The sequence below is a fragment of the Nocardiopsis kunsanensis DSM 44524 genome (genome assembly GCF_000340965.1).
Classification (GTDB): domain Bacteria; phylum Actinomycetota; class Actinomycetes; order Streptosporangiales; family Streptosporangiaceae; genus Nocardiopsis; species Nocardiopsis kunsanensis.
In genome coordinates, this window is sequence record NZ_ANAY01000002.1 from 220,283 (window position 1) to 242,775 (window position 22,493).

A 22,493-nucleotide genomic window follows, 5' to 3' on the forward strand; every position below is an offset into this window, starting at 1 on the left:
CGGACCATGCATGGATCTTGAATACATCCAGAACGAATACGGGCTCACGCCGAACGAGCTCCGCGCTGTCCAAGACGCCTACACGACCTTTCGCAACACCACCGCTCCTTTCATGGTTTCCGTCGCTGCTGAGATCCTGGACGACCTGAAGGAGGACGTCCGAATCAAAGGCGATGACCACAGAATCGCGTTCCTCGGACGCGACGGCACTTCTCTGAATCTCGCTGTACGCGAACTCGACCCGGATTTCCACGCCCGGTACTGCGCCAATGTGACTCTGTCCAGGGCTGTTGCCGAATCGGCCCTGCAGGACCGGGAGAGGAACGAGGGACGTTCCTTCCCAGGCATCGAGACCTTCCGTGGAGCTAGGAGCAAGGTGGATCCGGAAAGCGTCGACTTCTCCCATCAACGGGTTCAGAGGATGTTCCAACGCGCCGGGGTCCCCATGGGGGAACCGGACAGTTCGGTGACGTTGGTGGACACCAGCTTCAAGGGGACCGTGCAAGAACTCCTCACCGAGGCCTACCCGGAGACGGAGCTCACCGGAAGGTACGCCTTCCTCAGCAAGACCCCGGACGATCCCCGCCCCGAGGCGAAGCTCGGGTACGTCTTTCACCAGGAAGCAGGAGAGAAATGGAGCGGTTTCCCAAGCCGATCACTGTCCGAGGATCCAGCTGAGACCTTCGGGAACCAGGATGCGCTCGGCACCATCGAGGAGACCCTGCACGGCCCTCTCGACAGTCCGAAAGGGATCAGCCCGTCCGGCCCCGTTCAACGCCCCCAGCGTGAGCAGACCGACCCGACCGAGGGGATCAATCCCAACAGGGTCTCAGAGAGATACAGGTCTCCGAAGGTCAGAGAGGCCGTCAAGGTGGTGGCACTCGATGCGGTCATCGACGCAGCCAGGGACAGCGCTCGGAAACGCGACGCGGGGCAGGACTGGCGTGCGGAGCTCGAGGACGCACGCCGGTCCTACACCTCCGAGACACGCGCTTGGGTCGCGGGCCGCCCCACGCAAGACGCCCACCTCACTCCACTGTTCGACAGCTTCGTCCGCCGTGCGGACAAAGGACTGGTGAAGGACCTGTCCCGATCCCTCGAGGGGCGCAAGTTGTCCCCCGAAGCCCTGCACCGCACGTGGGAAGCCTTCGGCCGTGCGGGCGACCTGGAATCCAAGAAGGCGTATGCGGACAACGTCGGGGCCACGCTCGCGAAAAGCGGTGCGGACCATCCGGCGCAAGGTTCCGGGACCGCTTCGACCACCGGTAACGCCTCCTCCGGCTCAGCGTCCCCAGCCGTACCGTCGTTCCTGCAGAGGAGCAGAACGAAGGGGGACGAGCACGGTCACGGTAGTGGCCCTTCGAAGAAGTGACCAGGCTCCTGGTCCCCGACCGTCAGAGAAGCGACCCCCGAGGAAGACCTGTGAACGAGACCAAGCGGTACTCGGGCATTCCCGCCCACTTGTCCCTGGCCTGCCTGTTGGTACTGACCGGCTGCGGCAGCGACGACACTCCGACCGCGCAGGATGCCCCGAACGAGGAATCCCCGGAGGAGGCGGCCGAGATCCCTCCGGAAGACCTCTCGGGCCTACTCATCTTCAACTGGTCCAACGACGACACGTTCGTGACCTTCCACGACGTCGAGGACGGAAGCCTGAACATCCGTCTGAGTCTCCACGAGCTCAACGAGGCGGACGAGGAGAGCCATCAGACGGACTGGAGCCAGTTCGTGTTCTCGCCGGGTTTCCGGAACGCCGTCATCGAGACCGACCAGGGGTTGATCCTGGGATCGCTCGACGGCGAGACCCACTCATACGTTCCCGGGCCGACGATCGCCCCCGAGGAGGAGGCGAGTTTCAGCGGTGGTGAGATCACCTACTCAGCGCCCCAGTTCAGCCCGGACGGAACACAGATCTGGTTCGAGGAACGCAGCGAGCACGGTGAGGACGACTCCCGGATCCTCGCGGTCGACGTCGACGATCCCGGGGCCGAGCCCGCACACGTCGGAGACGTTCCCTGCGTCACGCAGGCTCCCGATACCGTCGAGGAGGTCCAGGTACACGGGCACGGGCTCGAGATCGGCCTTCCCGACACCGTCTACACGATTTCCGAGGGCCTCGAGCCCGAGGTCCTGGAGCTGGTGGAGAGCGGCCCGCCGGGACAAGACAGTGACCCCGGGGATTCCCTCGAATTCCTGATGAGCGAGGACGGAACGAACATCGTCCCGTCGAATTTCGTGCGCGGTCCCGAAGAGACGTTCATCGGCCCTCTCGAGAGCGCGCCTCAGGAGGACACGCACACCCAGCTGTCCCTCTTCTCCCTGGACGAGGAGGGCTCGGTCATCGATGACGACGTGCTCCTGGAGACCGAGGGCAACCCGATCAACCGGTACTGGTACGACCCCCGGGGCGACCGCCTCCTCCTTCAGACGAGCGACGCCTACTACCTCCACACGATCGGGGACGACGGCGAGCCCGAACGCGCCTTCGAGGCACTGGACTTCGGAGAGGACGGCGATGTGGCCGGGGAGTCCGACTCCCTGGGCATTTTCCCACCGCACGAGGACTGACCACAGCATGTGGCCGGGCCGAACAGGACAGGCCGCAACGCCCCGTAGGAGGGAACAGCATGGACAACGACGAGACCGTGTGGGCCGAATACCGGCGGATCTACTCCGCCGCCGCCCGCATGTACTGGCTACAGAAAGCGGAGGTGGGACGCGGCCCCGAGTGGTCGCAGGAACGCAGGGATTCCTGGCTCGAATTGAGCCGTATCCTGCACGAACACGCCGCACCCGGGGTCGAGCGCACCGGGCCCAGCGATCCCACACGCCACCTGATCAGCCAACGTGCGTACGACGACCGGCCCATCCCGCTGGCCGATGCCGCGCGAGCGTGGCAAGAGCGCCTGGACAACTCCCCCGTCATCAAGTACCCGCGCCTGGACCCCGACCCCTACAGCACCGGCGAAGACGCGCACAACGCCGTCCGCTTCGAACCAGGAAGCTGTGTTCTTCTTCCCTCCTCCTGGCTGTCCTCGGCTGCGTTGTCCGTCGCAGCTCTGAACTGGCGTCTCGCACCAGGGCGGCCCCCAGTCGTGATCGGCACCGAAGCCGCAGGACTCTCGCAGACCTTCCACGACTTGGCCAACCAGGTGCGGGACGCCGTTCCCGGGTCAGCTCCGCTCCCCCACCCGGCGACCGCCTCGTGGATTTCCGCCGGAACCACACCCCACATCGGCAGCACCGAACCCACGGTTCTGGACGAGCTCTGCTGGACAGCACACGATGCTGCAGAACACACCCCCACCAAGGAGCAGGCCACAGAGGCCGGGGACCACTCGATTTCCACGGAGGCCATCGAGGCTGCACAGATCGTGCGCACCCTTCTCGCCGGTTCGAGGGGCGAGCCCTGGCGCGAGCGGGAAACAGGTATCGATCCCAGCCGCTCCCTGCTCGTCTCCGCCGATCACACTTTCGAGCAGTGGGACGCACGTCTGCGGAGGCGAGCCCTGAACTGCGAGCCCCTGCCCTTCGTCCCCAGTCAGCCGGAGGTTACTGCCCCACCAGCCGAGGGGCCACGGATGAAGGCGATGGCCACGGACACCGCTCTTGTGGTCGCAGAGCTCCTGGACGAACACGCCGCCCGTCTCCACCCCGGACGCAGCACCGAGATGATCGGCTTCGATTCCTACCCCTTCACCCACTTCATCGACATTTTCAGCGACCATTTGTTCGCCCTCTGATATAAGGCGGATCCATTTTGTCCAGATACCTTTTCATCACCGACTCCGGGAAGATCCGGGACGGCGGACACGTCCTCAACCAGGAATTAACTACATCTTTGGCCAGGCAGGGACACGAGGTCCATCTGCTCATGCTCGGTGCGACCACGGTCCCACGACCGGGCGTGACCACCCACAACGTGCGCGAGCCGTCCCTCACAGCTGACCAAGAATCCGAACTCACTGATCGGTTGAACCGCTGCCGACATGGGATCGACCGGGTATCGACCGAAATATCCGAGCGGTTCGCTAAAATCGACCGAGGCAACGCTGGAGTTCCGGAAAGCCGTTCCCACTTCACTGCTGTCGTGGGTTATGGAGACGTCACAGGTCCGGCTGCTCTGGAGATCAGGAATTGTTTCTATCCCGATGCTGTTGTGGCCAACGGCATCACCATGGACCCCGAACAGCTATTCAAGACCCTGAAGGCTCCGGAACTGGGCGCACACCGAACCAGCCTGCAGAGCCGAACGTTCTCTGAGTCCGACCTCGTTTTCGCTCACGGAATCAAGTCCGAGAGGGATGCGGCCAGAATCGCTGCTTCCCGCCCCGGGGCCGTTTCAGTTCCCTCGCTCCACAGCTTCATCCCCGGAACGGACAGCTCTCATCAGCCGGGAGATCTCTGGGACGGCACGGGCACCATGAACATTCTGATGCTGGGGCGCATGGGGGACCCCAACAAAGGGGCCGCAGACACGGCCAAGGCCATCGAGGGGTTGCGGAACAGTCATGGCAAAGAGATCCATCTCACTCTCAGGGGGATCCCCGAAGCAGAAAGAGAAGATTTCGAAGACTCCATGGACGCAAATTTGCGACCCGACTGGAGGTCATTCGTCACGGTTCAATCATTCACTGATTCCGAGGAGGAGAAAGAACGTTCCATAAGAGATTCACACGCCATGGTAATGGCCACGGAGAGTGAAGCCTACGGACTTGCTTCAGGGGAGTACTTGGCCCACGGGAAACCTTTACTCGTCACCGAGGGGAACGGAAACGGGTACACGGAAGTACTGAAGTCGTGGGAGGGCATGCCCGAGAGAGCACGAATGCTCGTCATCGACGACAGCAACACCAGGAGCACTCAAGGCAACGCAATCTCTCCCGCAGATCCGACGGTTCTTCCGAGTGCGAGTCGGCACGTGGCCATCAGTGAGAAGATCGCGGACCTGCACGACAATTATTACGAGTACCTACAGTCAACGCGCGAAGCATGTGCTGTCCTGGAGCACTACAACAAGGACCACATGGCACAGAGCCTGGACCAGGCCGTCACCGAACGGCACGATGGGATCATCCGGCACACCAGGCAAACTGCCGACGGGGGGCTGCGTCCGACCCATGACCACGAGATCACGGCGGGTTTACCCGAACACTTGCACGGCGTCGCGCTGAACCCGTCCGCCCCCGGACATCGAGACACGGCGGACCCCAGCAACGCTACTCCGCCGCAGCCCGGCCACTCTCCGGCGGCCGTACCCCAGCGAAGGCCCACCTTCCTCGCCAGCAGCACGGCAGCCTCCACGACCGGCCAGGCCCGAGCCAGTGGTGATGCCGCGGAGAAGCCCCCGCAGCACGGCTCTCGGAACCCCAGCCTGCACAACCGAAAGGGCCACAGTACGAGCCGCTGAGGGACATGGACCCGCGAGATCTCTCCGAGGGACCATGGCCACAGGCGTCCCACCTCCACTGACCGGCAGTGACCCGCGCTACAAGCGAGGACCGGCTTGAGCATCCGGGCCGGGTGTTGTGATGCAATAAGGACGTGTTCGTGAACCCGTGGAGGGCTCCCGAGACCGGCAACAGCACCGAGATTCAGGAGGAGGTTGGCACTCCATGACCAACCGCGCATACGTGATCGCAGGGTCGGAGGCCACCGGCGGCGCCGGCATCCAGGCCGACCTCAAGGCCTTCCAAGAGCTCGGCGTCTACGGGATGGGCACGATCACCTGCATCGTCTCCTTCGACCCGAAGAACGACTGGGCACACCGCTTCGTCCCGATCGACCCGGGTGTCATCTCCGACCAGATCGAGGCGGCCACGAGCTGCCACGACCTCGACGTCGTCAAGATCGGGATGCTCGGAAGACCCGAGACCATCGACGTGGTCGAGCAAGGCCTCAAGGGTCAGGAGTGGCGACACGTCGTCCTGGACCCGGTCCTGATCTGCAAGGGTCAGGAGGCCGGGGCGGCCCTGGACACCGACAAGGCCCTGACCGCGCAGATCCTGCCGCTGGCCACGGTCATCACGCCCAACCACTTCGAGGCTCGCACCCTGGCCGGCATGGAAAGCATCGACACGGTCGACGACCTGATCGAGGCCGCCCGCCGTATCCACGAGCTGGGCCCGCGCCACGTCATCGCCAAGGGCGGCACCGAGCTGCCCGGACCCGACGCCGTGGACGTGCACTTCGACGGCGAGGACGTCACCGTCCTGAGCGCCCCGAAGATCGGCCAGGAGCGCGTCAGCGGCGCAGGCTGCACCTTCGCCGCCGCCATCACGGCCGAGCTCGCCAAGGGCGCGGACGTGGGCAGCGCCGCGGAGACCGCCAAGGCCATGGTCCGCGAGGGCATCACGGGGCGCCTGGCCACCCACGCACCCTTCTCGTCCGTGGTTCCGATCGCGCCTTAGCACGCGGGCCGCGCCGCGTACACGCCACACCGGCCCTGTCGTACTCAGCGACGGGGCCGGTGGCGTTCGGAGCAGGGGCAACGCGGCCCGGTTCGGAACCGGCCACCGGGGACGCACGCCCTTGATGCACGGTCGGTACAGTGTTCCGACTGTGAGAGAAGATCCCGAGATCAGCGCATTCGTCCCGAAGTGGCAGACCTTGCAGGCACCACTGCGCGTCCTGGCGATCATCCACAACGTCACCTCCGCGACCCGCATGATGGACGTCCTGCCCGCCCTGGAGGACGACCCCCGCGTACAGACCGTGCTGACCTGGACCCGCTCCTCGCCCTTCCGGCACGGGGTCGAGAAATTCCTCGACGACACCGGATACCTGGTCATGGAATGGGAAAAGGCCCTCGAGCAAGAATTCGATCTCGCGATCGGCACCAGCCTCGGCGGCGACATCCACAAGATCTCCGCGCCTTTCCTGCGCCTTCCGCACGGCATGGGGTACAATAAATATCTGAAGCCGGAAATCCGGAAATCCGGAAATCCGGTCTTCGGTCTCTCGCGGGAATGGCTCCTCCACGACGGTGAACCTGTCCCGGCCGCGCTCGCGCTCTCCCACGACGAACAGGCCGAACGCCTCGCCGCCGACTGCCCCGAGGCCTTGCCCCGCGCCTTCGTCGCCGGCGATCCCTGCCACGACCGTATCCTCGCCGGGTTCCCCCACCGCGCCCGCTATCGCCGCGCCCTCGGGGTCCGCCCCCACCAGCAACTCGTCCTCATCAGTTCCACCTGGGGCACCCGGTCCCTCTTCGGCCGCCACCCCAGTCTCCCTGCCCGGCTCCTCGGGTCCCTGCCCCAGGACGAGTACCGGGTCGCCCTCGCCCTGCACCCCAACATCTGGCACGGCCACGGTCCCGGCCAGGTCGACGCCTGGCTCGCCCGCGCCCGCCGGGCCGGGCTCATCGTCCTGCCCCCGAACGAAGGGTGGCGCGCCGCGATCGTCGCCTCCGACGCGGTGGTCGGTGACCACGGCTCCGTGAGCTACTACTCCGCAGCCGCAGGGCGTCCCGTCGTACTCGACACCGCGGGCCATGGAGCCGTGGCCCCCGATTCCCCCATCGCACGCCTCTTGGAGACCGCTGTCCCCTACACGCAGGAGGTCCCCGTCGAGGAGCTCCTACGCCGCGCCCATGAGCTCGTGGACACCACCAAGAGCGTGGCGGAGCACTGGGTCTCCTCACGCCCGCGGGGGTCCCTCGCCCTCGTCCGGAGCCGGATGTATGACCTCATGGGCGCAGAGGAACCCGAAATCCCAGTGGCGACCCGCGCCGTTCCCGCCCCGGTCCCCGAACCCGGCCCCGCACACCCGGCACAGTGGGTGCGCATCACCGGCCTGCCCGACGACGTGCTGCGCGTACGCCGGATCCCGGCCGCCGCCTATGATCACCGCGCACCCGGCAACGAGGCACCCGGCCACCTCGCGGTCCGGGACGAGGAGACCGACGAACGGCTCAACGGCCTCGCCGACCTGGTGCTCTGCCACGAGGACGATCTCCCCGAGGACGGCGCAGCCTGGGCCCGCAGTGTCTTCACCCACCGGCTCACCCCGGCCGCAGCCGTCGTCCACGGCCCCGACGGCTGTGTGCTCCACGGACGGGACGGCACCCTTACCCGCGTCCGACTGACCGGGGCGACCGAGGGGTTCGACCCGTCCCTGCTGCCACTCATCGTTCACCACGCCGGTTCCGACCCCCGGTTGGGCACACAGGTGAGGTCCGGTTCCCTGCGGCTGACGGTCGAGGCCGGGGGCATCTGGGAGATCGAGGCCGTCGTGACCGGCGGCCCCGAGCGCGCATGAACCCCCGCCCTGGCCGGGCGGCCGAGCACAACACGGTCAGGGACGCGGCCCCGGCCCCTCCCGCTCGGACTCCACACGCTCGGCCTCGGACACGTTGCCGGCGTCCCGGTACAGCCCCGCGGCGGCCGTCAGGTGTTCGTCCCTGACCTGCGCGTCCCGGACCGTCGCCGCCAGTGTCTCCAATGTGTGCGCCCGTTGCAGGGGCATGTCACGTTCGACGAACCCCTTCAGGGCCTCACGGAGTTCGACCCCCGCCGCCTCGGTCTCACCCAGGACACAGAGTGCCCGGCCCAGCTCCGAGCGGACCTTGGCGACGTTGACCGCGTCCGGAGCCCGGTGCTGTCCCGGCTCGGCGAAGACCGACAGGGCGCCCTCCAGACGCTCACGCGCCTCGGCGCACCGGCCGAGCGCGATCTGGGAACGGGCGATGAGCAGATCGGCCACGGCCAGAGCCTGGGGACGGTGGAGCTCTTCCTTGAGCTGTCGCACGTGCGACAGCCGTTCCACGGCCCGCGTGTGATCACCGCGGCGTTGGGCCACAATCCCGAGGACCTCGTGAGAGGCCGCCAGCTCCATGGTGTCTCCGGCGGGTTCGGCCAGTTCCAAGGAGTGTGCGACCACAGCCTCGGCCTCGTCGAACGCGCCGCGGTCGAGGTGGGCCACGCCCAGCAGGTTGCCGAACCGGATCCGTGCCCGGGTGTCGCCGGCGGCGACCGCTGCCTCGTGTCCCTGGCGGAGCAGGGCCGTGCGTTCGGAGGTCCGTCCGGCCTCGGCCAGGTACACCGTCGCGGCCTCGGCCGTGGCGATCACCGTCCGGTGGTCACCGGCCGCCCCGCTCTCACCGACGACGGCGGCGAGAACGTCCGCGGCCGTGTGCAGCCAGTTCCGCGCCTCCACCACCTCATCGGCCCCCACAGGCCCGGTGTCGGCGTCCGGTACGGCACCCAGCAACGGACGCCGGGTCAGCAACGAGGCCGCCCGCACGGCCGCGTCCCGGTAGAAAGAACACAGGGCGCCGAGCCGCTCGCGTCGCACGTGTTCGGCCCCGGCGCGTTCCTCGGCGACGGAACCGACGAGGCTGCCGACCGTCAACCACACCGAGCGCCGTGATCCCACCCTGCGCGCCAGGGAGTGGGTCGCCAGTTCGTTGAGGCCCTCGCGCATACCCGCAGGGTCGCCCAGCACACTTTGCAGGGAACGCAGGTCGATGGTCGTGCCGAGCGCGGCGTGCGCACCGACGGCCCGGAAGACCCGGCCTGCAGGCTCGGTCAACGCGGCGACGTGTGCGGCGATCCGGTCCCGCGGGTGCTCTCCCCCGCCCTCCTCCAGGTGGGTGATGAGGTCTTCGAGACCGGAGAAGGGACGCTGGTCCAGATACGCGATGGCCAGGCGGGCGAGTACGGGCAGGCCGTGGCAGAGACCCACCAGGCGGTCGAAGGTTCCCTCCAGGACCCCCTCCAGGGCGTCCTCCGGCAGGCCCTTGCGGAGAATCTCCGCGACGGCTTCGTCTTCCAGTTCCCCGACGTGCACGGGCAGTTCCTTCCCCACGTTTCCGACACGAGGCAGCGCTTCGAGCGAGGTGACCAGCAGCAGGCATCTGGATCGCCCTGGCAACAGCGCACGGACCTGCCCAGCGCCGACCGCGTTGTCCAGGACCAGAACGAAGGTCCGGCCGGCCGTGAGTCTCAGGAAGAGGTCCCGCTTGGCCGCCGGGGTGCCGGGGATCTCCTCGGTGCGGGCGCCGCACAGCAGCAACAGGCGGTCGAGCAGGGCCTCGCCCGGAACGGCCCTGGCCGGGTCGGGTCCGCCGAGGTCGATCTCCAACCCGGCGTCGGGGTAGTGGTCGGCGAGCTCGGTGGCCAACTGCCGGGCGAGCTCGGAGGTGCCCACCCCCGGAGCTCCGTGCAGTTTGACCAGAGTGGTCCCGTCCTCGGCGCTCCTCTCGTGCACGAGGCGCCGCACACGCGCCCGGGAGGATTCCCGGTCGGTGAACAGGCGGTCGACCGGGGCGAGGTTGCTGTGCAGCGTGCGTCCACGCGTTCCGGACATGCTCAGGTCCCCATGGAGGTTGGCGACCTGGACCACCCGTGCGTTTCCGCGGATCTCACCCGTGCTGTTTCCTTCTGTGCTCACGCCTGACGATTCTGGTGCAACCCGGGACCGAGCACCAGGGGTGGCGGCGATCGACCGGAACCGGCCACCATCCAGGCACCGGCGAGTACCTCCGTGGTCCTTTCTTCGGCGCACGAGGGGTAACGAGGGGAGTGGACCGGGCCGTGTGGTGGGATTCCGGCGGGGTTCTTCCGTTTCTGGTGAGGTACGTGCGACCGCTGGGGTGCAGGTGACCGGAGGCGACCACCGAGTGGGAGCGATTCCATGGACAATGGTTCCGGGACCACGAGGAAGGGCGGACAGGCATGGGCGTCAGGTTCGGACTATTGGGCACGGGGTTCTGGGCCAACGAGACACACGCGGCAGCCCTGGACGCCCACCCGGACGCGGAGCTGGTCGGTGTCTGGGGCCGGGATCCGGCCAAGGCGGCGGCACTGGCCGAACGCTACGGGGCTCAGGCCCATCAGGACGTCGACGCGCTCCTGAAGGAGGTCGACGCGGTCGCGATCGCCCTGCCGCCCGACGTCCAGGCGGAACTGGCCCTGCGTGCGGCGCGTGCGGGCTGCCATCTGCTGCTGGACAAACCGGTCTCCCTGTCGACCTCGATGGCCGACCAGCTCACGGTGGAGGCGGAGAGCCGGGAACTGGCGTCGGTCGTGTTCTTCACGGCGCGGTTCTCCGAGGAGGTCGAGCGTTTCCACTCCGGGGCGCAGGGCCAGGACTGGCACGGTGCGCGGGCACACCTGTTCGCGTCGATCTTCGAACCCGGGAACCCGTTCGGCGCCTCGCCGTGGCGGCGGGCCAAGGGCGGCCTGTGGGACCTGGGCCCGCACGCGCTCGCGCTGACGCTTCCGGTGCTGGGGCAGGTCCAGCGGGTCTCGGCGCTGGCCGGGCCCAAGGAGACGGTGCATCTGTTGACCGAGCACGCCGGGGGCGCGGTGGGTTCGTTCGCGCTGACGGTGGACGCCCCGACCGCGGCACAGACCTTCGAGGTGGTTCTGCACGGCGAGCAGGGGTGGCGTCCGGTTCCGACCGGCTCCCGGGACCCGGTGTCGGCGTTCGGAACGGCGGTCGACCGGCTCATCGCGCAGATCGACGGGGAGAAGGGGGATCCCTGCGGGGTGCGGTTCGGCCGTGACGTCGTAGCGGTGCTGGAGGCGGCGGAGTGGTCGCTGTCGTCGGGGCGTACCGAACGTGTGGCGCCGGCCCCCGGATGGTGATCGGAGGTCGGCGCGTGTGCTCGTGCTCGGCGGCGCGTCAGGCGGCGTTCTTGGCGTAGAAACCGTCGGCGAGGTAGACGATCCCCGCGGCCACCAGTACCTGGACCAACAACACCCAGAGGAAGGCCGTGGCGAAAATGGTGGCGATCCAGCCTCCGACGAAGGCGGCCACGATGCCCAGGACGAGTGTGAGCCAGATGGGCAGGTGTTGTTTGCCCGGGATGATGAGGCGCCCGAGCGCCCCGATGATCAGCCCGACGATGATCGCACTGAAGATTCCGGTGATCTCCACGGGTACCTCCCCTTGGTCGGCGCGTTGACGCGCCCTTTCCGTTCCCTCCCGAGCACGGAGGGACACCGGCACACGCTGCCCTGTATGAACCTTTTATAGGGTTTTTGCGGCCCCGAGTATTGCTGCACGTGCATAAGCATGTGCGCTGCGCAATATCGTGCTCCGTTTTCCGGATACGGAGCGTTTTCTGGGGTATGAGTCCTACGTTCCTGTGGACGTCGAGAGACCCCCCATGCTCCCCCACGACAGCGACCGGAACCGTGTGACCTCCGATCAGGTGTCGGGGACCGTCGTACAGATCGGCTCCGTCCAGGGCCACGTACACACCGGCACCGCCCACCTCCCTACCCCTCGTCAGCTGCCCGGTGGACCACGGCTCTTCGCCGACCGCGAGGACGCGGTCCGCCGCCTGCACGAGCTACACGAGGCCGCCGCACCTGCGGTCGTGCTGCACGGCACCGGAGGCGTGGGCAAGACCGCGCTCGCCACGCACTTCCTGTCCTCGGTCGCCGACACCTTCACCGACGGGGTCCTCCACTGCGACCTGCTCGGCTTCAGCGGCGACGCACCCGCCGACCCCGGTGACGTCCTCGACCGTTTCCTGCGCGACCTCGGAGCCGCCCCGGAACACATCCCCCGCGACCTCGCCGGACGTGTGGCGGCCTTCCGCACCCGCACACACGGGCGCCGGCTCGGGCTCCTCCTCGACAACGCCGTCTCCGCGGCGCAGGTACGGCCCCTCCTACCGGGCGAAGGCGACCACCTGGTGCTCGTGACCACACGGCTGCACCTGAACGGGTTGCGTCTGGACGGCGCCGAGTTCCTGGAGTTGGGCCCTCTCGACGGTTCGGGGACGGCCGAACTCGTCCGGCGCATCCTGTCCGACGACCGGCCCCGCGACGAACCCGACTCCCTCCACGCGCTCACCGGCCTCTGCGCAGGGCTGCCTCTGGCGGTGTGCGCAGCGGTCAGCGGGCTCACCGTCCGACGCCACCAACCGTTGAGCCGGCTCGTCGAACGCCTGTCCCGGGCGCGCCACCGGTTGAGTGCGTTCGGCGCGGAAACGGAGATGTCTGTGGAAGCGGTGCTCACCGAGTCCTACCGGTGGTTGAGCCCGGACGCGCAGCGTATGTACCGGCTCCTGGGGCTGAGCCCCGGGCGGGACCTGACCCCCGAAGCCGCCGGTGCGCTCGCCGGGCTCTCCGAGGAAGAGACCGAGGAGCTGCTCACGGAGTTGCTCACCGTGAGCCTGTTGGAGGAGGGCGCCGGAGGGCGGTTGCGACAGCACGACCTGACACGGCTGCACGCGCGTGCGCGTGCCGAGGACGAGGGGACGGAACAGGAGCGGGAGGAGGCCCTGGACCAGGTCCTGGAGCACTACCTGACCACGGCGGCCGCGGCCGACCAGGTACTCAACCCCGGCCGCTGGCACTTGGCCCCGGTCTTCGACCGCCTTTCGGCTTCCTCTTTCACCACTCGCGCCGACGCGCTCGCGTGGTCGGAGACCGAGTTGGAGACCTTGCGCTCGTGTGTACGGTTCACCCATACCTCCGGACGCCACGAGAGCTGCTGGCAACTGTGTGAAGCTCTACGGAACCTGTTCATTCTGCGCAAGCACTACGCCGTGTGGGAAGAGTGCTATACGACCGGGCTGGCCTCGGCCAAAGCTCTGGATTCACCGACCGCCCAGGCGAACATGCTCGGCTCTCTTGCGGGCCTGCACCTGGCCTTGGGCTCCCCAGAGAAGGCGGCGGACCTACAGAGTCAGGCGCACGAGCTGTGGAGGTCGGCGGGCCATGTCCGTGGCCAGGCCTCCGCGTCGGAGGGCTTGGGGGTGTGCGATCTGACCCGAGGCAGACCGGAACAGGCCCGAATTCACTTCACCGAGTATCTTGCCCTCCACGAGGAGATCGGGGACCTCCGAGGAACGACACTCGGCCACCGGCGCCTGGGCGAAGCATCGAGAGACTGCCGGGATTTCACCACCGCAGTCGCACACTTCACCTCAGCTCTCGAAGGTTTGCCCGCTGACATCGAGCCCTATCAGCGCATGCGGACACTGATCGGCTTGTCCGACACCCACATCAGGCGCGGCCACCTCGGGAGTTCGGGCCCCCTCTTGGAGGAGGCCCTGTCTCTCAGTTTCGCGACGGGCGCGTCAGGCGAGGAAGCGAACGTGCGTTCCCAACTCGCGGAGGTGGCGCTGGGCCGAGGCGCTGTGAGGGAAGCGCGGGCGCATCTCACCCAGGCGCTCGCGCTCCGATCCGCCCTCCGTGACCCCAGAGCTGAGGAGACACGCCATCGTTTGTCAGGGCTCTCAGAGGCACCTCCTCCATAACCGGTCGGTCTGCGGTCCCGCCTTTCCTCCGGAGGTATGGACGGAGCATCTCGGCATAGGCCAGGACCCCATGCCTCCACATGTCCCTGCCCGGTGCGGCCACGGGAACGGAGATCCCCGCGCTCGTGGTGACGACCCCCTCCACCAGCACGACAGCGCATCCGGGGAAGCGCTCCAGGACCTCCTGTGATGTGCCCCAGCTCAACGGGGGCGAGAGGACGACGTCAGCGGCGTGGAGCCATTCCCAGGCCTGCGGAACACGGCAGTACACGCACAGTACGTCGACGGCCTCCTCCCACGAAGTCAGGCGGAACATCCTCACGGCGCCGGTGTTCACAGACTCCATCGGCCGGCTCTCCCTCCTCCGAGGAAGAAGGGATCCTCCACTGGCGAGAGGAAAGCGGGGAACACAGGTTCGGGCAAGCCCATCAGCCCGTACATGAGCGCCCTCAACCGCACAGCGGACTCCCCCGGGACGGTGGTGACCCGGCGCCGGTAGTGTGCCTTCGCCTCCGCCCCGTACCGGAAGAGCGCGGAGGCCACCTGTGGCGCGAAGGGCTCGTCCGGCCGGTAACGCGGAGCCGTACAGCACAGGGAGTCCACAGCGGTACCGGACGCGACCTCGCCTCCGACGCCACCGCCAAGGAGGGGTGCCGCGCCCAGAGCCGCTCCGTATGCCGTCGTGCTTCCGACATCGCCGACGACCACGTCACTGGCGGCCAGCAATCCCGACCATGGGGAATCGGGCGCCAGGATGCGCAATCCGCAGCTGAGAGCACGGCCGAACCAGAACCGGATCTGTCTCGGGCTGTACCGGGCCCATATGCCCGGGTGGAGGAGCGTAACGACCATGTGGTCAGCGGGCAGCTCTCCGACAGCCCGGTCGAGCGCCTCGGGAGAAAAGCCGAACAAGGAAGCGGGACCCCAGGTCGAGGAGAGGACCACGAGCGTCTGTCCGTCACCCACACCTATGGACCGCCTGAGCTCGCGGCGTCTGGGCTCAGCAGCCTCGGCCCGGTCGAAAGCGGGATCGCCGACGAGACGGACGACCTCTTGCGTCTCCGGAACGGCCTCGACGAGCAAACGACCGTGGTTCTCGCTCCCCACTCCGATCGCCGACGCGGTGACGCGCCCGTGCCGGACCAGGGTGGAAGGGACCACGTCCGCCACTGGGGGAGACAGCAGTCCGGGACCGTTTCCGGGACCCGGCATGTGGAGCTTTCCGGGACCGATCCCGTGGGAGACCGTCAACAACGGCCCGCGAAGCTGCTCGAGGTTGCTGTCGTACCCCGTGTTGGCCGCCACGACGAGGGCGAACCTGCGCTCGGGATCGGTCGCCCACTCCCATGAGACGACCTTTCCGTCGAAGGTACTCGCGTAGCGCTCCATGGCTTCACTGAAGCGTGAGGAGCTTCGCGGGAGGACGTACAGGACTTCGATCCGCCGGTCCCTCTCCAACAGGTCGGGGACGAACTCCTGGAGTCGGTCGGCCGCCGTCCCGTGTTCGAGGAAGATGGCGACTCGGTGGGACGGGTTCAACGTCATGGCGGACTCGGGGCCCAGGCGGGCCCTGGTTGCGATGGGGGTCACATCCGGTCCTCTCGGTCGGGGAAGTGGGACCGGAACCCACGCTCACGGCCGGTGCTTGGGATCCGCTGAACGGTCGCCTGCGGGCCGCTTGCGGACCCTTGCACGGCGCTGGCCCCGCGCTTGCAGAACCCTTGGCGACAGCGTCGGCTCTTTCCCGGGCATACAAAACCCCGCCGGACATATAATCCGACGGGGTGATTTGCGTCGCTGTGATCAGCCGCTCTGCGGCCACGTGTCAAGAGGAATACAGTTTGCCAATTCGGCCCCATTCAATAGACGTTCTGCGCAAAACGGGCATACTTGCTGATTCGGGCATGGCAGAGCCCATGCCCCGCATGCACCAAAGAGAACGTACAGGCACACAAAGGGTCCGCGCTGGAAAATCAGGCAGATCGGGGTGAAAACTTCAGCCCGTCATATCCAGGGTGTCGAGGAGCGCCTCGATCTTCACCTCGATCTCCGCGAGGAAGAAGGTCGGGGCGACGCTGAGGGCCTGCGCGGCCCGCCTCCACGACGCGAGCACAGCACCGTGGTCGCCCCTGCCGAGCTCCAGATCACCGATACGCCAGTACGCCAGGCCCACGGCTTCGTTGTCCGTCACACGCTCGGCCTCGTCACGGGCCCTCATGTAGGACCGTTCCGCGTCCTCGACACGACCGTGTCCGAGGTGGAGATCGCCTTGCACGCGCATCAACGAGGCGAGCGAGATGTCTTGTCCACAGGCGTGTGCGCGCTCGAGCCCCGTGGCCAGCACGGCTTCCGCTTCCTCGTTCCTACCCAGATCCAGGAGTGCCTGGCCAGTCTGTGCCGTGCTGTTGGCCAGCCACTGTTCATCTCCCGTGGCCCAGAACCCGCGCTGAGCCGACCGAAGGAGCCCCAGGGCCGCATCAGGGTCGCCGAGGTATCGCTCGACCATGCCGAGGCAGTGCTCGCTCTGCGCAGCCCCCAGGACGTCGTTCCGGTCCCGGAAGACGACACGAGCACTCCCACACAAGCGCTTGGCCTCACGGTGACGCCCCTGTGAGAGTTCGAGCCGCGCGTGGTTCAGGAACATCGATGCTTCGAGCCTCTCGTCCCCGACCTCCCGGTAGAGCGAGCGGGCCGTGGTGTAGGAGGCCCGGGCCTCACCAGCCCGTCCCAGTTCCTCGTAGCCGAAGCCCAGGTGAGTATGGACCCGCGCCGTTCCCCACCTGTCTCCCAGCCGGCGGAAAGCCGCCAACGCCGTCCGGTAGTCCTCGAACGCCCTGGTGTGGTTCCCCTCGGCGACCCGGATCTGGCCGATCTGGTCCAGTACATGGGCGGCCCCGCCCTCGTCCCCGATGTCACGCCAGAGGGCCAGTGATCGCCGCAGCGCTTCCTCGGCCTCCGTCCGCTTTCCCTGAAAACGGCGGAAGGACCCGAGCTGAAGCAGCGCCGACGCCACCCCGACGGTGTCCTGCAGCTCTTCCCACGCCTCCACCGATGCCCCGAGCAACGGTTCCGCGGCCGACCACGGACCGCAGATCTCCAGCAGACCGGCCATGGCCAGGGGCAGGCGGGCCACGTGTTCGAGCGCACCGGATCGGGTGGCCCGCAAAGCCACGGCCTCCAGGACAGGCAGGTGATCGACGAACCACTGCCGCGCCGCCCGGGGCGTGGAGAAGCACGGATCGACCGGCGCGGACCATCTCCTACCGAGACTCCGTCGGCGTTCCGGCCAAGCGACACGGTCCGCCGATTCGACGAGGCGGAGATAGTGGTTGTACAGGCGTTTCTCGATCTCCGAGGGCACCGCACCGTTCATGGTCGAGGGCACGTGGGTCTGCGCGAACGTCCGCAGCAGGTCGTGCGAGCGGTAACGCCCCACGCCGACCTCCTCCACGAAGTACGCGTCCAGCAGCTCCTCGACGCCGGTCTCCGTCGTCGTCCGGTCCCCGACCATCTCGACGAGCGCCTCGTCACCCACCACGGGGTTCGGATGCAGCCCCAAACAGAGGAAGGTGAGGCGGGCCGGGCCGGAGAGGGACTCGAAGGCGTCGGCGAAAGCGGGGAAGACCTCCCGTTCGACGCCCCTTCTCGTGGACGAGTCCTTCCGGGAGAGTCTTTCCACCAGGTGCCGCATGTCCCACGCGGGCCGCTTCCTCAACTGCCCCGTGACCACTCGCAGGGCTATCGGCATGCCGCACGAGATCGCCGCCACCCGGGCAAGATCGGGGTCGTCCCCGCGCTGGGTGAGACCGGCCAGCATTGCGGCCGCGTCGTCCTCGTCCAGCGGATCGAGTTTGAGGCCACCGGCCCCGGCGTAAGGCATGGAGCGACGTGCCGTGGCCAGGACGACGGCCCCGGAGGAACCGGGGATCAGCGGCACGAGGTCCTCTGCACGGGCGACGTTGTCGAGCAACAGCAGTACGCGGCGATCAGCCACCCTGCTGCGCCACAGGTCTACGCGGGCGTCGAGGTCGGACGGAACCTCCTCCTCCGGGACCCCGACCATGATCAGCAGCCGTCTCAGCGCCACGTCGGCACGATCGCTACCGAGCTCCACATCGAGCCTGAGGTCGAACTCCTCGCGTATCAGGTGGGCGGCGTGCACCGCGAGGGTGGTCTTTCCCGTTCCTCCGAGCCCGGTGATGAGCTGGACGCACGGCGCCTTGCGGTACCGCCTCACACGGGCGAGCAGGGTCTCGATCTCCTCCTGCCGGCCGACGAAGTCGGCGGTGTCGGCGCGAAGAGTGTCGACGGTCTCGGGCACGGGCGGCGCTGACGGAGCAGCGGCCGTCGCCCGGGGCGGTGTTCCGACGGTTCGGGGGCGCGATGGCGCGTCCGCTTCTTCGAGGATCCACTGGTGGAGATCGCGCGTACGGGGATTGGGTTCGGTCCCCTGCGCCTCGCGGGTGTGGGCGCGCAAGCGTGCGAAGCAATCGATGGCCTCGGCATGGCGCCCCTCGGCCACGAGGGCGCGCATGTGCACGTAGGTGTGGGGTTCGGACGGTCCGTGTCCGTCGAACCGCTCGCACACGTGTGCCGCCCGGTCCAGGACCAGCGCGGATTCCGCCCATCGGCCGAGGAGCTGGGCGTGCAATTGGGCGCACTCCTTCCGCACGGCCCGGGCCCATTCCTCCTGGAATTCTGAGAGCGGCTCCTCGGACCACAAGTCCAGTGCCAGGTCACACAGGTCGACGGCCTCGCGGTGCTCGCCCCGGAGTGCGTGGGCGTGGGCACGCCGGTCGATACCGCGTGCTCGGCAGAGGTCGACCGCCTCCCCGGGGACGTCGAGGAGGTAACCGCCTGACCGGTGGAGGACGAGATCGCGGGCGCCGGCCCGTGCCAGACTCCTGCGGAGCCGGCTGATGTTGGACTGGAGACTCTGGTTGACCGCGGGGGGCGGGTCCTGACCCCAGATCTTGCGGACGAGGGTCCGCGTCGACACCGGCTGCCCCGCTGAGTACGCAAGCAAGGCAAGCACCGACCGTTCCTTCGGTCTTCCCATGTCGACGGTCCGGTTCTCGACCAGTACGCGGGGGCCTCGGGCGAGGAGTCGTATCTCCAACTGGTCACCACCCAACACCTCGACATAATCGCACCGAGGATTACGGAAATCCAGACCACGAAATACGGACGATATCTAACCGAAACCAACAAGGCTGCCCCGACCTGGGAAAATACCAGAAACCACATTATCACCCACCCTCACCGAGGAGCATACGTGTACATAAACACCCCTCCCCGATAACCTCACATCGGAGGAAATAAAAAGGGAACATGAAAATGCACAACCTCTTGCACGAACCCTTGCACGGGCCTTTCGCACGTGCAGTACGGGGCGAGCCTGCCGGGGCGGCGGGGCCGGTGGACCGGCGCCACAGGAAACCCCGCACCCGTCAACGGTCCAGGAGCGACCCGGCTTCTGCCGAGGGCAGAAGCCGGGCCGCTCCCCTGCCGCCGCACCGGCCCGGGGCATAGGCTCGAAGGACGACGTCCGCGCCGCCACCGGGAGGAACCGATGTCCGAGAGCGTCCTGCGCGATCTGGACGAGGCCCGCCGCGGCCCGCGCACCGAACAGCCCGACGACCCGCTCATGCGCGACCTCATCGGTGAACTTCTGCGCCGCACCCGCAACGACCAGGGGCGCACCCTGCGTGAGGTCGCCGAGGACGCCCAGGTGTCACTGCCCTACCTGTCGGAGCTCGAGCGCGGCCGCAAGGAGGCCTCCTCCGAACTCCTCGCGGCGATCTACCGTTCCCTGGGCCTGTCGCTGACGGACGTGCTCGCCGAGCTGTACCGGCGTTCGGCCCCGGTGCGGATCGCGCGCACAGGCAGCTACCAGGTCGCACCGCTGCCGCAGACATCCGCGCCGATCCAGCAGACCAGGGTGCTCACGCTCGCCGCCTGACCGGTCGAACCCGTCCAACGGCCGAGGCCCACGCGGGAACCCACGGATCACGGGCCACGGCACACGCCACGGGGATCACCACGGAACACGGGTGCGGCCCGGCCGGTCGGCCGGGCCGCACAACTGCGTCGGATCCAGGTCCCCTCAGGCCGCCGCCGACGCCGGGGTCTCCTCACGGACCGTGACGATCCCGTCGATGAGCCCGTACTCCTTCGCCTGTTCGGCGGTGAAGTACCGGTCCCGATCGGTGTCGGCCCGCAGTCGGTCGAGGGTCTGTCCCGTGTGCCTCGCCAGGATCCCCTCGACCTGCGAACGGATGCGCAGTACCTCCTCGGCCTGGATCTCCAGGTCGGCGGCCACGCCCCGCCCCTCGGCGGAGGGCTGGTGGAGGAGCACCCTGGCGTGCTCAAGGGCCATCCGTTTGCCGGGGGTTCCGGCCGCGAGCAGCACCGCGGCGGCGGATGCGGCCTGGCCCATGCACACGGTCGAGACGTCGGCGCGCACGAACCTCATGGTGTCGTAGATGGCGGTCAACGCGGTGTTCGAGCCGCCGGGCGAGTTGATGTAGAGCTGGATGTCGGTGTCGCTGCTCTCGTGGTCCAGGTGCAGCAGTTGTGCCATGACCACGTTGGACACGTCGTCGTCGACGGGGGTCCCCAGGAAGATGATGCGCTCCGACAGCAGCCGGCTGAAGACGTCGTAGGAACGCTCCCCCTTCGGGGTGCTCTCCACGACCGTCGGGATCGTGTAACGGCCGCTCATCGTCCACCTCCTCGTCCGGTACCGAACCCGGGCGCGTGCAGGCCCAGGCGCGGTCCCACCCCGCCGAGTTCGCCGACGCCGGTCACGACCTCGTCCACGAACCCGTAGTCGCGGGCCTCCTCGGCGGTGAACCAGGCGTCGCGTTGCTGGTCGGTGGCGATGCGTTCCTCGGTCTGCCCGGTGTGCTGGGCGATCAGGCGCACCATGGTCCGTTTGGTGTGGGCCAGGTCCTCGGCCTGGATGGCGATGTCGGCGGCGGTCCCGCTGATACCGCCCGAGGGCTGGTGCATCATGACGCGTGCGTTGGGCAGCGCGAACCGCTTGCCGGCTGTACCGGTGCAGGACAGGAACTGGCCCATGCTGGCGGCCATGCCCAGGACCACGGTCGATACGTCGTTGGGCACGAAGTTCATCGTGTCGTGGATGGCCATGCCCGCGGTGATCACGCCGCCGGGGCTGTTGATGGCCAGGGTGATGTCCTTGTACGGGTCCTCGTCGGCGAGCAACATCAGCTGTGCACAGACCCGGTTGGCACTGACCTCGTCGACCTGGGTTCCCAGGAACACGATGCGGCTGCGCATGAGCCGCGCCGCGAGTTGGTCGTCGAAGGCGCCGTCCGTCCCCTCGGCCGAGGCCACCGGGGTCGACATGGTGGTCATGGTCCTCTCCTTCCGCCGGCCGCGACGGCCGGGCCGGCTCTTCTCCAGCCTGTGGGGAGAAGGGAGGCAGAGGCCACGGTTTCGGCCTGGGGCAGATCTGCCCAGGGCAGAGCTGCAACATCGGCCCTCCGGCCACCGGGTCGGACCGCGGCTTTCCGGCTATCGGGTCGGGCCGCTCCGGGGTGGGAACCGGGTGCGGGAAGAAAAGAGAACGTGATGCTGTTGTCAATGGAGGTGAACGAGAGCGCCGAACCGGGGGCCCGGCCGCTCAGGTGTCGTCCAGCGCCTCGCGCAAATCATGGAGGAGCGTGATGACCATCGGGCGCATGGACGGCCTGATCGCTTCGAAGACCTTGCGCTGTTTACCCTCCATGCGCTTGCGCGTGAGGGCGAGGACCCGTTCTCCGTCTTCCGTGACGGTCACCACGGTGCTGCGTTCGTCGCGTTCCGATCTGCGGCGTGACAGCAGTCCGCGACGCTCGAGCTGCTGGATCATGCGCGTGGCGGACGGGGACGAGACCCCCACCACATGGGCCACCGCGCCCACGTTGGGAGCGTCCATCCCTCGGACCGCCTCCATGAGCAGGGCCTGAGTGAGGGTGAGTTCCTCACCGCCACGGTGGCTGTGGCCACTGCGTGTCTGCGCGTGTATGGCCGCATTGATCAGTTCGGTCCACGCACGTTGGAACTCCTCGAGTTCACGATTGTGCAGCTCCGCACTGAATTCGTGGGCTTCATCGGGCACGGAACGGTCCTCGCAAGCTGAAGGTCCGGCGGACCCCCCGGGTCCGCGCGGCGGTTTGACGCTTGTATAGTCTAGCTATTAAATAGCTTGCGCACGCAAGTTCAGGAAGACACACGTCCCGCAAGCCGCAGTGACAGCCCGTCC

General features: G+C 67.6%; 16 protein-coding genes. 9 read left to right on the forward strand and 7 right to left on the reverse strand.

Features of this window, described 5'->3' with window-relative positions:
• Positions 1–10: 10 nt before the first annotated feature.
• The 6 genes from D456_RS0102400 to D456_RS0102425 all read left to right on the forward strand — a co-directional run bounded on the left by D456_RS0102400 (position 11) and on the right by D456_RS0102425 (position 8,259).
• Entirely contained in the window at positions 11–1,372 is a 1,362-nt protein-coding gene (locus D456_RS0102400) for a hypothetical protein (RefSeq protein ID WP_017574552.1), read from the forward strand.
• Between the two features lie 50 nt (positions 1,373–1,422).
• On the forward strand, positions 1,423–2,568 hold the full coding sequence (locus D456_RS0102405) for a hypothetical protein (RefSeq protein WP_017574553.1): 1,146 nt from the start codon (positions 1,423–1,425) through the stop codon (positions 2,566–2,568).
• A 59-nt stretch (positions 2,569–2,627) separates the two neighbouring features.
• The gene (locus D456_RS23505) at positions 2,628–3,743 is read left to right on the forward strand and encodes a hypothetical protein (RefSeq protein ID WP_017574554.1); all 1,116 of its coding nucleotides are present in this window, start codon (positions 2,628–2,630) and stop codon (positions 3,741–3,743) included.
• Between the two features lie 17 nt (positions 3,744–3,760).
• A complete protein-coding gene (locus D456_RS23510; protein WP_152442455.1) occupies positions 3,761–5,410 on the forward strand; it encodes a glycosyltransferase in 1,650 nt (549 codons plus the stop codon).
• Positions 5,411–5,615: 205 nt separating this feature from the next.
• Positions 5,616–6,410 (forward strand): bifunctional hydroxymethylpyrimidine kinase/phosphomethylpyrimidine kinase, encoded by a 795-nt coding sequence (thiD, locus tag D456_RS0102420; protein WP_017574556.1) that lies wholly within the window; start codon positions 5,616–5,618, stop codon positions 6,408–6,410.
• Positions 6,411–6,561: 151 nt separating this feature from the next.
• Positions 6,562–8,259: a hypothetical protein gene (locus D456_RS0102425; RefSeq protein WP_152442456.1), complete on the forward strand. Its 1,698-nt coding sequence runs from the start codon at positions 6,562–6,564 to the stop codon at positions 8,257–8,259.
• Positions 8,260–8,295: 36 nt separating this feature from the next.
• On the opposite strand, the gene D456_RS0102430 is transcribed toward D456_RS0102425, so the two are convergent.
• On the reverse strand, positions 8,296–10,392 hold the full coding sequence (locus D456_RS0102430) for a tetratricopeptide repeat protein (protein ID WP_152442457.1): 2,097 nt from the start codon (positions 10,390–10,392) through the stop codon (positions 8,296–8,298).
• Between the two features lie 284 nt (positions 10,393–10,676).
• Here D456_RS0102430 and D456_RS0102435 point away from each other — a divergent pair, with 284 nt between their 5' ends.
• Complete coding sequence (locus D456_RS0102435) at positions 10,677–11,591, forward strand: Gfo/Idh/MocA family protein (protein WP_026115503.1); 915 nt, start codon at positions 10,677–10,679, stop codon at positions 11,589–11,591.
• Positions 11,592–11,628: 37 nt separating this feature from the next.
• Here D456_RS0102435 and D456_RS0102440 read toward each other — a convergent pair whose 3' ends face one another.
• Positions 11,629–11,883, reverse strand: a complete 255-nt coding sequence (locus D456_RS0102440; RefSeq protein ID WP_017574560.1) for a GlsB/YeaQ/YmgE family stress response membrane protein — start codon at positions 11,881–11,883, stop codon at positions 11,629–11,631.
• Between the two features lie 232 nt (positions 11,884–12,115).
• Here D456_RS0102440 and D456_RS0102445 point away from each other — a divergent pair, with 232 nt between their 5' ends.
• The gene (locus tag D456_RS0102445; RefSeq protein WP_152442458.1) at positions 12,116–14,221 is read left to right on the forward strand and encodes a tetratricopeptide repeat protein; all 2,106 of its coding nucleotides are present in this window, start codon (positions 12,116–12,118) and stop codon (positions 14,219–14,221) included.
• A gap of 333 nt (positions 14,222–14,554) precedes the next feature.
• Here D456_RS0102445 and D456_RS0102450 read toward each other — a convergent pair whose 3' ends face one another.
• A complete protein-coding gene (locus D456_RS0102450; protein ID WP_017574562.1) occupies positions 14,555–15,811 on the reverse strand; it encodes a hypothetical protein in 1,257 nt (418 codons plus the stop codon).
• A gap of 406 nt (positions 15,812–16,217) precedes the next feature.
• Positions 16,218–19,280: an AfsR/SARP family transcriptional regulator gene (locus D456_RS0102455; RefSeq protein WP_272980527.1), complete on the reverse strand. Its 3,063-nt coding sequence runs from the start codon at positions 19,278–19,280 to the stop codon at positions 16,218–16,220.
• Positions 19,281–19,793: 513 nt separating this feature from the next.
• Between D456_RS0102455 and D456_RS0102460 the strand changes: the two genes are divergently transcribed.
• Positions 19,794–20,183 (forward strand): helix-turn-helix domain-containing protein, encoded by a 390-nt coding sequence (locus tag D456_RS0102460; protein WP_017574564.1) that lies wholly within the window; start codon positions 19,794–19,796, stop codon positions 20,181–20,183.
• A 144-nt stretch (positions 20,184–20,327) separates the two neighbouring features.
• Here D456_RS0102460 and D456_RS0102465 read toward each other — a convergent pair whose 3' ends face one another.
• From D456_RS0102465 to D456_RS0102475, 3 genes are all read right to left on the reverse strand, one after another.
• A complete protein-coding gene (locus tag D456_RS0102465; RefSeq protein ID WP_017574565.1) occupies positions 20,328–20,945 on the reverse strand; it encodes an ATP-dependent Clp protease proteolytic subunit in 618 nt (205 codons plus the stop codon).
• Positions 20,942–21,604 carry a ClpP family protease gene (locus D456_RS0102470; RefSeq protein WP_017574566.1) on the reverse strand — a complete coding sequence of 221 codons (663 nt, stop codon included), beginning with the start codon at positions 21,602–21,604 and terminating at the stop codon, positions 20,942–20,944. Before D456_RS0102470 ends, D456_RS0102465 begins: the two co-directional genes overlap by 4 nt.
• A gap of 268 nt (positions 21,605–21,872) precedes the next feature.
• Positions 21,873–22,349: a MarR family transcriptional regulator gene (locus D456_RS0102475; RefSeq protein ID WP_017574567.1), complete on the reverse strand. Its 477-nt coding sequence runs from the start codon at positions 22,347–22,349 to the stop codon at positions 21,873–21,875.
• Positions 22,350–22,493: the final 144 nt, after the last annotated feature.

Bases quoted from the DNA above. Each gene is read 5' to 3' on its own strand.
- D456_RS0102400 (WP_017574552.1), top strand. From the start codon at position 11: ATGGATCTTGAATACATCCAGAACGAATACGGGCTCACGCCGAACGAG.
- D456_RS23505 (WP_017574554.1), top strand. From the start codon at position 2,628: ATGGACAACGACGAGACCGTGTGGGCCGAATACCGGCGGATCTACTCC.
- thiD (WP_017574556.1), top strand. From the start codon at position 5,616: ATGACCAACCGCGCATACGTGATCGCAGGGTCGGAGGCCACCGGCGGC.
- D456_RS0102435 (WP_026115503.1), top strand. From the start codon at position 10,677: ATGGGCGTCAGGTTCGGACTATTGGGCACGGGGTTCTGGGCCAACGAG.
- D456_RS0102445 (WP_152442458.1), top strand. From the start codon at position 12,116: ATGCTCCCCCACGACAGCGACCGGAACCGTGTGACCTCCGATCAGGTG.
- D456_RS0102455 (WP_272980527.1), bottom strand. From the start codon at position 19,280: ATGGGAAGACCGAAGGAACGGTCGGTGCTTGCCTTGCTTGCGTACTCA.
- D456_RS0102460 (WP_017574564.1), top strand. From the start codon at position 19,794: ATGTCCGAGAGCGTCCTGCGCGATCTGGACGAGGCCCGCCGCGGCCCG.
- D456_RS0102465 (WP_017574565.1), bottom strand. From the start codon at position 20,945: ATGAGCGGCCGTTACACGATCCCGACGGTCGTGGAGAGCACCCCGAAG.
- D456_RS0102470 (WP_017574566.1), bottom strand. From the start codon at position 21,604: ATGACCACCATGTCGACCCCGGTGGCCTCGGCCGAGGGGACGGACGGC.